Source organism: Mesorhizobium sp. WSM4829, from assembly GCF_055811475.1.
The window spans coordinates 1-13,032 of the sequence record NZ_JBVVQJ010000071.1 but is presented as its reverse complement, the minus strand read 5'-3'; the positions used below and the strand labels follow the sequence as shown (position 1 = coordinate 13,032).

11 protein-coding genes and 3 pseudogenes are annotated in these 13,032 nt (G+C 58.5%); 7 read left to right on the top strand and 7 right to left on the bottom strand.

Annotated elements, in window-relative coordinates; genetic code table 11:
* Positions 1–732, bottom strand: a pseudogene (locus tag AC0L17_RS33520) (Tn3 family transposase); the annotation flags it as partial.
* A gap of 200 nt (positions 733–932) precedes the next feature.
* Between AC0L17_RS33520 and AC0L17_RS33515 the strand changes: the two are divergent.
* From AC0L17_RS33515 to AC0L17_RS33490, 6 genes are all read left to right on the top strand, one after another.
* A complete protein-coding gene (locus tag AC0L17_RS33515) occupies positions 933–3,116 on the top strand; it encodes a S8 family serine peptidase (RefSeq protein ID WP_473518871.1) in 2,184 nt (727 codons plus the stop codon).
* Positions 3,113–4,414, top strand: coding sequence for an MBL fold metallo-hydrolase (locus AC0L17_RS33510; RefSeq protein WP_473518870.1), 1,302 nt, complete (start codon positions 3,113–3,115; stop codon positions 4,412–4,414). Before AC0L17_RS33515 ends, AC0L17_RS33510 begins: the two co-directional genes overlap by 4 nt.
* A 52-nt stretch (positions 4,415–4,466) precedes the next feature.
* Positions 4,467–4,667, top strand: coding sequence for a hypothetical protein (locus AC0L17_RS33505; protein WP_473518869.1), 201 nt, complete (start codon positions 4,467–4,469; stop codon positions 4,665–4,667).
* A 180-nt stretch (positions 4,668–4,847) separates the two neighbouring features.
* Positions 4,848–5,912, top strand: a complete 1,065-nt coding sequence (locus AC0L17_RS33500; RefSeq protein WP_473518868.1) for a PGN_0703 family putative restriction endonuclease — start codon at positions 4,848–4,850, stop codon at positions 5,910–5,912.
* A 57-nt stretch (positions 5,913–5,969) separates the two neighbouring features.
* Positions 5,970–6,773, top strand: coding sequence for a PDDEXK-like family protein (locus tag AC0L17_RS33495; RefSeq protein WP_473518867.1), 804 nt, complete (start codon positions 5,970–5,972; stop codon positions 6,771–6,773).
* 5 nt (positions 6,774–6,778) lie between these two features.
* Positions 6,779–7,372 (top strand): hypothetical protein, encoded by a 594-nt coding sequence (locus AC0L17_RS33490; RefSeq protein ID WP_473518866.1) that lies wholly within the window; start codon positions 6,779–6,781, stop codon positions 7,370–7,372.
* Positions 7,373–7,940: 568 nt separating this feature from the next.
* Here the strand turns inward: AC0L17_RS33490 and AC0L17_RS33485 are convergent.
* The 6 genes and pseudogenes from AC0L17_RS33485 to AC0L17_RS33460 form a co-directional block, all read right to left on the bottom strand.
* Positions 7,941–8,129: a hypothetical protein gene (locus tag AC0L17_RS33485; protein ID WP_473518865.1), complete on the bottom strand. Its 189-nt coding sequence runs from the start codon at positions 8,127–8,129 to the stop codon at positions 7,941–7,943.
* 86 nt (positions 8,130–8,215) lie between these two features.
* Positions 8,216–8,668, bottom strand: coding sequence for a hypothetical protein (locus AC0L17_RS33480; protein ID WP_473518864.1), 453 nt, complete (start codon positions 8,666–8,668; stop codon positions 8,216–8,218).
* A gap of 740 nt (positions 8,669–9,408) precedes the next feature.
* Positions 9,409–9,540: pseudogene (locus tag AC0L17_RS33475) on the bottom strand (IS30 family transposase); the annotation flags it as partial.
* 309 nt (positions 9,541–9,849) lie between these two features.
* Positions 9,850–10,093: pseudogene (locus AC0L17_RS33470) on the bottom strand (T6SS phospholipase effector Tle1-like catalytic domain-containing protein); the annotation flags it as partial.
* A gap of 104 nt (positions 10,094–10,197) precedes the next feature.
* On the bottom strand, positions 10,198–11,067 hold the full coding sequence (locus AC0L17_RS33465; protein WP_473518863.1) for a hypothetical protein: 870 nt from the start codon (positions 11,065–11,067) through the stop codon (positions 10,198–10,200).
* Between the two features lie 72 nt (positions 11,068–11,139).
* A complete protein-coding gene (locus AC0L17_RS33460; protein ID WP_473518862.1) occupies positions 11,140–11,559 on the bottom strand; it encodes an NUDIX hydrolase in 420 nt (139 codons plus the stop codon).
* A 586-nt stretch (positions 11,560–12,145) separates the two neighbouring features.
* Between AC0L17_RS33460 and AC0L17_RS33455 the strand changes: the two genes are divergently transcribed.
* Positions 12,146–13,032, top strand: an 887-nt coding sequence (locus tag AC0L17_RS33455) for a phospholipase D-like domain-containing protein (protein WP_473518861.1), incomplete at its 3' end; no start/stop codon positions are given.

The window sequence follows — 13,032 nt, the reverse complement described above, 5'->3', positions numbered from 1 at the left end:
AGGCAAGCTGGGTTTGGCCGGCCCGAAAGGGGTCAGGGCGGCTCCGCCACATAATCTCGCCCGACGCATAAGAACGGTTATGTGGCGCGCCACATAACCATTCGGATGCGCTCGCGATCCGTTTCGGACCGAGATTGGTCGCATCGGCCAGCACTCCGGCCAACATAGCCGTGACGTTCCTCGGAGTGTCGCCCGTGCGAACATGCGTGAAGCAATCCGCGAAGCCGGTCCATTCGTGCACCTCCCTCAAGAGGTCAGGCACTTCAACCAGCGGAAAAAGTTCGCTGCTCTCGGCATTCAGTTCCTCGGCCGCCGCCGGAACCTCGCCAGCCGTTGGCGTCACGATCAAGGTACCGGCTTCAAGACGAACACCTTCGAGCTTTCGGGACCGTGCCCTATGTCCCAGACGCTTCAGGTTGAGTCGAGCATCTGACGCGCTTCGGCAAGCCACTGCGCGCCGTCACCTTGGACGCCCAACCCGAGACAATCCACCTCTTTCATTGTGGTGAATGTCGACCGCGGCATCAGATGCTCGTCGAGCGGCCGGAACGATCGGCTGCCGTCGACCCAAATGTTAGCAGAGCGAAGCCAGTCTCGCAAAGCCGCGAGCGTCGCAATCTCGTGGGTACGGCGATCAGGCTTTCCCTGTTCGAAGATGAGCCGACGATCAGCCTGGCTGAGGTGGGTGACCGGGACGCGCTCGGGGAGTGCCCGACGGCTCTCCGCATACAGGCTGCTAGGAATTGTGAGGCGGAAAAGAATTAGACGGGCTGAAGGCGGACAAAACCTGTTATAGGTGTCATTCACTTGTTGCTTTACATCATTATTTGTGCCACTGAGTTGCTCCCTGGAGCAAGCGGGTCATTTACACTGAATTGGTGTACTTGACGCGCAGTTCGTTACTTGGCTAATCTTTTGGGGGGCGGCAGGCGGTGGCGGTTAGCGACGAGACCTCGCGCAGACTTCATCCGCGGCTGCGTTGCCTGAAAAACGGGGCGGCGACAGTCAATCTCCTCAGATCCGACATCAGCTCGACGGTAGCTACTGCTCCGAGTTTGTCAGCTGAATCGCTGGGCATCCCCGCGAACCTCGATCTTTGTCAGTTTCGCGAGAGCCTCCCGATCAGTCCGGCAAAGATCCCGGTGCGCGCGCGATTGCCCAAGCGGCCCAAACTTCCGGCAACCCAGCAAGCAGATCAGTCTTACGTCAACGTGTTTGTCGAGCTTTACCGAGACGGTGGCACGGACGATGGGGGAAAGGCTGAACGGGCCGCCACCGACCAAGTCAAGCGTATCGCGCAGGCCGGCCAGGCGAGTGCCAAGGCATCGGACAAGGCGTTGTTGGGCGGCCAGATCCTGGTGCGTCGAAACTTCGTGTCAGCGACCGTGCCAATTACCGCGCTTGCCGAGCTTGAAGCCGATCCGAATGTCGCCTTTGTGCATCCTTCCGAGCCGGTAACGTTCGACCGACCGGTCATCACGCGGCAATTGGCTTCGGCTCCGTCCACGCGCTTTCATGCTGACGCGTCGCTGCGAAAGGCCCACCGCGACGGTGAAGGGGTTATCATCGGCATAATTGATGTCGGCGGTTTTGATTTCGCGCATCCGGATTTTCTCGATGACGCGGGCAAGACACGGTTTCTCTCGATTTGGGACCAAGGCGGAGATTTCCGCGAGCCTCCGTCCAAAAATGGCAAGAGTCAGTTCGACTATGGCAGCGAACTGACCAAAGAGTTGATGGATCGAGCGATTGCCGGGGCGAAGAAGAAGGGCGGATTTCCAGCCACCTTCGCCGAGCGGCAATCGCAGCGATCGGAAGGCTCGCATGCCACGCATGTCGCCAGCATAGCGGCCGGAAACAGCGGCGTGTGCCCCAAGGCGATGATCGCCGCGGTATTGATATCAGTCCCAATGCTCAAGGATCAAACGGAGGAGCGCCGCGCGACCTTCAGTGACTCGTCGCGGATCGTCCATGCCGTTGAATACTTGCTTGAGATTGCTGAGCGTGAAGGCAAAGCAATCTCAATCAATATCAGTCTCGGCACGAACGGCGCCGGGCACGATGGATCGAACGGCGTCTGCCGTTGGATTGACGCGCTGCTCTCGACGCCAGGTCGCGCCATTTCCGTGGCGGCGGGTAACGCCGGCCAGGAGAAAGGCGAGACCGCAGAAGACTTGGGGTTCATCATGGGCCGCATTCATTCAAGCGGCCGTATTGCCTCACGCGGCCTGACTGTCGATCTCGAATGGACGGTCGTCGGCAACGGCATCGAGGACATGTCCGAAAACGAGCTGGAGATCTGGTACGGCGCCCAGGATCGCATCACGGTTATGGTCAAGCCGCCGAGCCTGGGCGCCGACTGGATCACGGTTCGCCCCCGAGAGTATGTCCAGAACCGGCGCCTGGCGAGCGGGACGACGGTGTCGATCTACAACGAGCTCTATCACCCGACCAACGGTAGCAATTACGCGGCCATCTACCTGACACCCAACCTGCAGGCCGACAGCCTCCGAGGGGTCGAGGCGGGGGTTTGGAAGGTAAGGCTCGTTGGTGATGAGATCAGGAACGGGCGCTTCAACTGCTGGATCGAACGGGACGATCCGATCGATATTGGGGTACAGGGCAGCCTGCGGCTCTACCGGTTCCCGTCGTTCTTTTCAGAAGGGTCGAACGTCGACTCGCATTCGATCAGTTCGCTTGCCTGCGCCCATCGCGTCATCGCGGTTGCGAACCTGGATGAAGCGCGACAGCGCATGAACATCTCGAGCAGCCAGGGGCCGACGCGCGATGATCGCGCGAAGCCCGACATTGCAGCGCCTGGAACGGAAATTGTCGCCGCCAAAGGGTTCAGCGAGGACGACAAGCAGTGGATCGGCATGACCGGCACCAGCATGGCCAGTCCCCATGTTGCCGGCGTCGTCGGCCTGATGCTGGCGGTCAACAAAGACCTGACGTCAGCACAGTGTTCGGGCATCCTCCAGCGCACCGCTCGCCCACTTCCGGGCAATTCCTATGAATGGCGCAACGATGCCGGCTTCGGCGTCATCGATCCCGCGGCGGCGATCGATGAAGCGCGGACCTTCAACGAACGCGTCGAGGTGAGGGGCGCCCGATGAAGCTTCATATTTTCCAATCCGACAAGGGCGATTGCCTGCTGCTCGAAGGTGCCGAGGACGGTCGGATCCTGTGCGATGGAGGCATGTCGTCCAGCATGAAGAAGAGCGTTCGCGAAGAGCTCTCCAAGCTCCGCGATCAAGGCGCGAAACTCGACTACGTCTATGTGTCCCATATCGATCAGGACCACATCTCCGGCGTGCTCCAGCTACTGGAGGACGAGCTTGAGTGGCGTCTCTTCGATCATCATAAGGAGAACAGCACGCCGATCCGTGCGCCGAAAGTGCCTCGCCCGCCGGAGATGGGCGGCATCTGGCACAACGCCTTCCGCGACCAGGTCGGGCAGAATTCCGGCGATATCGAGAATCTGCTCGCGGCGGCGGCACCGGCGCTGCTCGCGACCTCGGTGCCGGAACTCGTCGATCTTGGTGCAGAGATGCAACAGATTGCCGTATCGATCCCGGAAGCGATCAAGGTTTCACGGTACGCGTCAGCCGAATTGCTCAACATTCCCGTCAATAAGTTGCCACGGTCGCGGGAGGAACCCAGGCTCCTGATGTATCGAGAGGGGCAGAAATCCTTCAAAGTCGGATCACTGCGTTTTACGATTGTCGGTCCGACGGAGACCGAGTTGGAGGCGTTGAGGGAGGGGTGGAACAATTTTCTGCGCAACGTCGATAATCGCCAGCGCCTGCGAGACCTGCGGGCCGAGATCAGGCGAAAGGTCGACGCCTTTGGTCAGGACGCCTTCAGCCTGAGGGACTGGAACGGGATCGAGGATTTCAAGGGCGTTACGACACCGAACATCGCGTCGCTGATGTTCATGGTCGAAGAGGGCGCCAAGCGTCTTCTTCTGACCGGCGATTCCCAGCAGGACATCATTTTGAAGGGGCTTGAACTCGCGGGCTTTCTCGATGAGGGCTACTGCCATGTCGATGTGCTGAAGGTTCAGCACCATGGCTCGGAACACAACGTCGACGAAGCGTTCTGCAGGAAGGTGTCGGCCGACCACTATGTTTTCTGTGGGAACGGCTCCAGCGGAAACCCTGAGCGAACGGTCATCCAGCAGATTTATGATTCACGGCTCGGCCCCGTGAACAAACGCGCCCTGGCTCCAGAGGCGGAGGACAAACCCTTCACATTCTGGTTCAGCACCACGTCCGACAGTCTCGTGGAGGGCAGTGAAAACTACGAAACATTCGTTGCCGTCGAGGACTTGGCCGCCTCGCTGAGGGATCAATCCGGCGGCTTGCTGTCGTTGGCGTTCAACAAGGACGCCCGGATTGAACTCGAAGTCTAATTTGGCCATGCCGGGCTAGCCGTCGTGAGGGCGCAGCAGTTGGGGGAAGCGAATGGAGCCGACCGAGGTCACTGGTACATATACCTACCGTAGCTTCCTCAATGAACCCAACATCATCGATGATTTCAGCAAGCTGAGGTTTGCGGAAGCGGAGCTCACGCTTGTGGCGAACCTCAACGGGACCGTCGCCGGTGTCTTGTCCTGGCCAACGAACGAGGATGATTCCGAGCGGGCGGTTATGACCGTCGAGTGAGAACTGGTGCGCGAGAGCCACCTCTTGATCCGCCTGCGCGGTGCTGGCGCGAAGGGCTCCGCCATCGAGACGTTCGAAGGCGATGGGCAAGGAACGACGTCTTGGAGGAAAGCTCGGACGAAGTCCGCGATAGTGATGGCGTCGAAGCCGAAATGACGATAGCGGCGGAGTGAAATTCAAATGAAAGCGGCTGACTCTCAGGTGACTCTCACGATAGGTATCGATGCTCGCCGGAATGAACGACCGCGCTTTCCCACTGCAGAACTGAAGCGGCAACTTTCATATTTCGACGCGACAACACCTGACAGAACCACGTTTAAAGGGGTGCCATATCGCTTCGCCGAGCGTGCCGCGAATCTCGCCCCAGCCATTGCCGACAAAGCTGAACGCTACTTCCGGCGCGATGGATCCAATGCGATCACGTGGCATCGGCACAGCAACCATATGTTATCATCACAGTCCTGCTGCCTGAATTTTCTGATGCCCTTGGCTGAGGATTCCGAGAGGCTTTCTTCCTTGGTAGGATACGCGCTTGGAATAGACCCTCCTGAGATGCTCGAGGTGGAGCGAGGCCCGGATGGCGAGCCTTGGTATATCGGCTTCGAATGGGTAGGCACGAGAGACTATCTGAACGAGGCAGGAAGAAAGGGGACCCTCCAGCGGGGCGCCAACTGCACGAGCGCTGACGCTTTCATGCGCTACAGGACAGCCAGCAGGATCGAGGGCCTTTTTGTCGAATGGAAGTATACGGAAAGCTATGGCGCGGCACTCCGGGACGGCTCACGGATAAGGGATGGAGCGGCTGAACCAAGTGGTGGCCATGTCACCAGGCGCGCGCGATACAAGGACCTGATGTTTGCGCCCAACGGCCCTCTTAGAGCCGATCCCAACCTGTCGCTTGACGACTTCTTCTACGAGCCGTTCTATCAGCTTCTGCGCCAGCAGATGTTGGCACATCAGATGGAGAAGAACGGTGACGCCGACATTGTTCGCGTTCTTCACATCTCGCCAACGGGTAATCGGAAGCTTCACGCTGTAACGTCGCCGAAGTTTGCAGGACGCGGCGCATCCGACGCGTTCGAGTTTTTTCGCTCGCTGCTCGTTCATCCTGATCGCTTTGTATCGCGCACCACGGAAGTGCTGTTCCGCAACCTGCTCGCCGAGGCACCAATTGACGACGCTTGGGCGAGCTACATCAAGGAACGCTATGCGTTTGTGAATGATGGAATTTCTCCTGATGGCTAAGACCAAATGCGCGGATGACGCTCGCACCACAGCTGAATTGGCTCTGGCGGCGGACCAATGAGGGCGTTGGATCATAACATTATTAGCTCGAACGGTGCCGCACAGGAGAGTCGACTACGTGAGTTCATCAATGCCTGGCGGGCCGCGCAAACGAAACCAGTGGAGACGCCGGACCGGCTGCAATCTGTCATCCGCAAGCTTACTCCGCATCTCATCCAAGATCGCTCAAAGGTCGAGGTTCAACAACCGGAGCTAAGCCTGGAAGGCCTGACCCATACGCTCGATTTGTTGCAGCCGCTGTTGCGAAGCGCGCGGAGACGCGGTGAGTTGACCGACATCTGGTCGGTCGCAGGCATTGGCCATGACGAAGTTCGCAATTCGCGAGTCCTGGCGTGGCTTCTGAACCCTTCGGGATCGCATGGCTTTGGCGATGCTTTCATACACTCTTTCTGGCAAAAGATTCGAGGTTTCGAATTGGCAGGATTCGAAATGGACAACGTGCGGACAGTTACACGAGAGAACTACCCTATTGCGAACTCCGAACACCGCGTGGATATCGAGATCAGTGGTGCAGATTTCGTCGTCTTTATTGAGGTCAAAGTCTACGCAGGGGAAAGCAAGGCCTCCCAGGTGGCTCAATATCTTGCCCTTGCAAGACAAAAGGCCGCGATCCTTCATCGACCAAACTGCGCTGTGGTCTTCCTATCCGAACTAACTCCGCCCGCAATTAGAGGCATCGTGCCGTGTCGATGGAGGGACGTAGCCAATTCGATCAGAAAAGTAGTCTACCACTCCAATCGGGCGAGCGTGGCAGCCCAATTGGCCACGCAGTTTGCCAACCACATCAGGCTATTCCACTAAGGTGAATGATGACGGACACATCTGAACTCGATCGCCTGCTGATCGACAATCTCACAGATCTCGACGACGCAGCAAAGCGGATCGAAGCACTAGGGGACCGACTCTGGCGGCAGATATGCGAAGCTAGCGAGGAATGGATAGGTCTTCATGGCTGGCGAGGCGAATTTAGCTCCGATGAGCCATGGTTTGCACCCGTCGAATGGTTCAATGAAGATGAGCCTGAAGCTTGGTTTTATCTCGACTTTGGTCCCGACGATCGCGGTGGCAGCGCAGGCAGCGCTCCCTACTTCTGGCTCTCCCGCTACGTTGGCTCGGGTGGGGGACAGCTGTGCCTGTGGCTGGGACAGGAAGCGATCGGGGCCAGGAAATGGAAGCCGCTCGCGCGCGAATTCGCGCATTTGCTATCACCTCACAGTTTCCATCTCAGCGACAGCGGAAACTTCTTTTCCAATTGCACGCTAAATTCCGAGCGAATCGCTTCGGCACTCGCTGACAGTCAACTGGAATTGGCAATGGAGCCGATAGAACAGGTCCTCAAGCGCGCGTCTGATGCGGTTCCGGTCATTGGTAAGCTTCTAACGAAGGCGAGAATGAATTGATGGCCAAATCGCACCGTAACATCGAAGCCCTCACTCACGACGCCGCGCGGTGCTTGGAGGAAGCTCTCCACGAGGCAGGGCGAGGGTGCCAGCCTATTTCCTTGTCCGCTGCCATGAGCCGATTGTAGTGGCCAAGAAAGTCCATCCAGGTATGGCGTGCGGAATGTCTCTGTCCAAAGTGAGGGCGTTTGAACGCGCTGGAGCAGTTGCGTGCGTCAGCGCGGTAAATCGTGTCGGTATGCGCCGCAATGCCGCAATGCAGCCCAGAAAGGCCTTGAGGGTCAAGATTAGGCGCAGCGGCTAAAGTTGAGCCAATGAATTTTTTAGACGATTGTCAGCCTCGGCCGGGTCCGGAAATTCCGGTCCGTATCTACGAGCGGCAGCTATGGGTCGCACTCTGCCGTCTGCCAAGGTGCTTATCCAACGACTGTTGTGTGGCGAAACCGGCCATATCGCGTCGTGTGAGCGTCGCCGTGGCGCTTAGGGTGTCATTCCGCCCCCTACCGGAATCGACCCGGGAAGCTCGGCAAATGAAAGGCGCGCCGGCGGATGCCACTGGTTTCCTTTCTCAGTTGAACTTGATGCTCGCCTGCACGAACATGCCGTAGCGCTCTGCCTGCCAGTCCGCGACCTGCGGGTGGAGGTGGGAGGAGCGACCGGCCGGAGTCTCTTCGAAATGCGAGGCACCTTCAGATGCCACCCTCCAGTAGCGGGCTCCGACGCCGATGTTGAACAAATCCGTGACCTTGTAGTTCAACACCGCCTCGAGTTGGACCCCATGCCCGTCGCCGTCTTCAGGACGGGGGGTGATCCCTGGGCGCAAATGGTGCCGATCTTGGCCGTCTAGTCGCGTGAACAGGAACGCCACGTCGCCAGAAGGCTGAGTCGTTCGGTGAGTTGCGTCTGCCCGGCCAGGCCGAGTCGCAGCGAATGCCAATCGTTGTCGTGGCTGATCACGCCGACATTGGTCGGCAAAGCTGGCGCGCATATCTGCGAGATAGCCGCCTGCTGCGCGCAACCGACAGCGTTGTAGCGCTCGTTCCAGAAGTTATAGCCGACCAAAGCACCGATGCGGTAGCGCGGCGTGTTCCAGAAATAGTATCCCAGATCAGTGGTGAAATAGGTGATGTCGCCGCCGCGCTGATCACTCGAGGTATCCGAATAAGGTTCGACTGTTGGCGGGAAATCCTCGTCGACGGGAGAGCCCTCGCTGACTCCGCCCGCACCGAGGAGGCCCTTGACGAAAATGCCGGTCGTTGTGGGTTGCGTTGAAGAAGACTTCGCTCGAATGCACATCGAGATGGTCGTAAGTGAGCCGAGAGATCAGCAGTGTGCCACTGTCGTCGTAAAGATCCTTCGATGCTTCGCCGGTACTGTACCAGTTGCGTAGCCCAGCCTCGAACGAAAAGACTGGGGCCGCTGCCCCGGCTACAATTGCCGGATCGGCGATCACCGGAACATCGGCAGCGGTAGCGCTCAGTGTCAGCCCACAAAGCGCCAGATATGTCAAAAACAGTCGCCGCATAAGATGTTTCTCCTTCGTGTCCCCGGGTGTCGCTCTCGGGTTCTGTCGCAAATGTTCGATAAGAAGGTCGACGGCTTTGAGCGCTCTTCGGTTTCTGAGAAGCTCAGGATGCAAAAGCCGGCAGTTGGACTGATCGGAAATCCGGCTGTGCACGTACGCGTATCAGCATGCCCTCCACACAGTTCTGTCTCACCTCCACTGTCTCTACCGGCGGAGACGACCTTTGATGGCACTTCCGCAAGAAACTCGTCGTCACGAACGCACCATGCGGGACAATCAGTGATCCGCCATTGCGTCCGCCCCGGTGACAGCAGAATCGTAGCAAAACGCATGCCGAGCTGGCGCGCTGTCTAGCTGCACCGTTTTCTCTATACCGGCAGCCTCGCCCATACGCTTTTTGGTCGGTCTTCCGACATTTTTGCCGAGCTTCCGACGCAAAAAAGGTTTGCGGATTGACACGTTCGTGATCAGGCCCATGCAGCAACGCTAGATCAAACCGTTCCGGAGGGTCGCCAAACTTCTTACCGAACTGGACCAGATCGCACTCCCCAGAGTCCGAGCTGAGTTCTGTCCCGAACGAGGTCCTCGAAATGCTTAGCTCCGCGATGAACCGACGGCCATGTCGCCGCCTGACGTGCTGTCGCTTGGCATTTAAACGTAAGAATGCGCCGGTTTGCTAAGGGTTGGCATTTAAACGTGAGAATCTTGGGCGGTGGATTTTCAAATTAAGTGCATCTGCGATGAAGCTTTCCATTTACGAGTTCGGGCTATCATGCTCTCGGCTGAGTCAGTGAACCGGATCCTATTGTCACCCATCATGTGACCACGCAGCATTCGGAGCATTTCGGGTCCAGCGCGCTCGATGATGGCGATTCCCGCCAGCAGAGCGGGCCGCATGTGAAGCGGCAGCATCGGCTTTGCAGGCGTGGGCAGGTTCTCCTGTTCCGCGCCAATCCGCAATGTTGGCGGTGATACCGGTGCCCGAAACGGAGGCAAGCAGCTTCTGAACCCGCCGGACGACATCTGTGCGGTCGTTTCCGTGCCCAGTCCTGGGTCATAGAAGGAAACTTGATGGCGACCGAACTCTCCGGACCGACACGACACGCCCGATAGAGCTTGTAAACATTGCTCATCCGCTGTTCTGCTCGAACACCACCCTCCTGGCCGGTCCCGTCCGAGAACACCACAATGTTCAAGCTGAATTGCCTCCAGAATCGGTACCTAGTGTAAAAACCGGCTTCCCAGTTATCCCAGATCGTCGCGGACGAACCCGGCTTCAGATCGAAGCGCCGTCAGTCAGCTAATCTGTCGACATAGCAGGCGATAGCACTTGGGTCGACCTGGAGCCGGAACTCATATGCTCGGCCAGCTTCTTGGGATCCGTGAACCGGCTGTGATTCCACAGCAAGGCCATGAAACTTACAGTCATGCGCTCCCAGGCAAGCGCCGCTAGCGCGGTGAGCAGGAAACCGGCCGCCGTGGCGCCTACCGCCGTGGTTTTATCGGCCGAGAACGCGATAGCAGCAGCCGCTGCCAGGAGATGCAACCCAAACCAGGCGGTCACGGCGCTCGCAAGCCATGATGCACGGCTTGGCACAGCAGCCGCGGTTGCCGAGGTGCGCGGCGCTTTCAGCCACCAGCGGGCGATCACGACCGCTGAGATGAGCGCGAGGAGTTCGAACAGCGGAAACAACACGGCAGCCTCTGCGTTAGCCATTTGCTTATGGGTATCCGGCGGCCAGCCGCCGATGATTGCCGACACAGTGAGCACCGGCATCAGAACGACCATATTGCGGGCGACGCGAATGCGCGTGCGCAGCGCCTCCATGGCGTGCACTGCCGCTTCGCTTCCGTTGACGAGGATCTGGATCCGAAGCCAGTCCTCCGGGAAGACGTCTTGAACCAAGCCGCTCCCGACGAGCGCGTTGCGCTCTGCCGTCACCTTCTCCGCGAATTTGAGCCTGACCAGACCGAGCCACTGTTCGAGGATGGTGTCGGTCGAGCGGTCGATGATGACGCCGATCGCGAAGCCAAGCGCGATGGCGACGGCGAGCACATCGGTCGAAAGCCCGAAACCGAGCAGCCCCATGCTGTAAGCCGGGAAGAAGAGCGCCGCCAGCGTGATCAAGCCGGCCAGGACCAGCTCGACTAAAAGCTCGCCGATGCTCATGCGTTGAGCCCTTCTCTAGCGGAACCTTTGCCGCGGTACCTCACACCAATGCGCTGCGCCGTGACGCTCATGCTAGCGCGCCTTCTCCACTAGACCGCCCGCCCGGGCAATCAGCTCGCGCGATTCCGCAAAGGTGATGCGACTGAGCGCTTCCTCTAGCCCGAACCAGCCAAAGTGGCGCCCTTCGCGGTCTTCTCCATCCCCGGTCGCCAACATCAGGAAGAAGGCAATGCGCTGGGGCTGGCCGTAAACGGCCAGCTCGATATCGCCCAGCGGCCGTACGACGCGCGTGCGCACGCCGGCCTCTTCCTCGACCTCGCGCACCGCCGCCTGATCGGGCTGCTCGCCCTCCTCGATGTGACCCTTAGGCAGCACCCATTCGCCCGGCTGACGGCGCGCAGTGACCAGCAGGAACTCGACCGCGCCGTCGCGGGAGCGGAAGACTACGCCGCCGGCATGTGTAAGGGCTTTTGAAGGAGAACGGTCAGTCACCAGGCGGCCTCGAGCATTTCAGTCCGATCTTATCAGAGCCCTAGAACGCGGCAAGGGGATGCGGGAGTATCGTCATTCGGACTCGCAGCTCGGGATGATATCTGTGCCGACTTGCCGGCCGAAGCGCAAATCCGTCCTTCGACCGAGACGTCTCCGGCCATCGCGCTCACCAACCTGCGTATCTCCACAGCCGAACGGACTGAATGAGGTGACCGATATGGCCCTGAACTCAAGGATTCCCCCAGCGTCAACAATAACAGCGTTGGGGCGAGAGACGAAGTATGAAGATCGGCGATATTTGTGTGTATAAGACTATTGCTCACCGGTCAGACTTTGACGTTTGTTTACGCTGGCTTTTTGGCATCGATCGATGCACATTGTCGTATTAGATAGGTCTGCCGAGAGTTTGCGCGGCACACAAAACAGAAACAATCTCACGGCTAGTTTGATTACGGGGGGAAGTTGCGGATACGGCTCTTTTTGATTGCAAGTACCGCAAGTCGAGCCTCGGCATGCTCGACCGTCAGCTCGGCATGGGCGCGATAAGATTGGCTGCGGTTCTCAATGAGGCATTTCAGGTCCGCGGGTGCCCATAGACACGAACAGAAAAGGCACGGTCATTTCGGGAGGGGAATATGGCAGGAGAATTCCAGGTAAGTGGCAAGAACAGTGCCGCACTCTTTTCGCTCAAGTTGCACAGGGGCGACGGGATGGCCCTAATCGCGATGAACTGGAAGAGGGGAAGCCCCCAAAGGAATTTGTGGGCTTTGCTATTGAGTATAAGGAACCGGGAGGTGACCGGTTCTACGCGCTCAAAAATCGCATCGCGTTTCCAGGACTTGGTGGAAAGGTCGACCCAAACCGAATGTCCACCCTAAGGTCACCCATTCAGAAGTTCCGATGGGTTCACTTCCCACGCGCCGAACTCGACGGCGAATTTGTTTATCGCGTCTCGCCTGTCTTTATGAACAAGCAGGATGAATTGAGCTATGGAGAGCAGCAACACGCGGCAATTGAGTTGCGACGAGAGACCTATCCAGGGCAGTTGAACATAAGCTACACGCGGGGCTTCGTGTCCTCCCAAGCGTTTGTCGATCGCTATGAATCTGCTGGAAAAATCTCCACTCTGCTTCCTAGATCAGCGGCGAAGGGGCTGAGTTTTGTTCCTACCCACCCGAAGGCGACCGCTGCCTTGGCATGGATGGGATTTGAGGCGCGTCACGCGATTCTCGAGGCGCTCGATCAGGCGATTGCCGCAGGAACTGAGGTTAGGGTCGTGGCGTACGATCTGAGCGAGCCAGACGTGGTCTCGCGGTTTGAAAAGCTTGGCAGCAAACTCAAGATCATTATTGATGACAGCGCCGAACATAAAAAGTCCGGATCGGGCGAAAACCAAGCAGAAGATGGGATGGTTGCCGCCCTCCCCAGACGGCATCGCAATGTGCCAAGGTCGTGGTGTTCAACGCCACATGA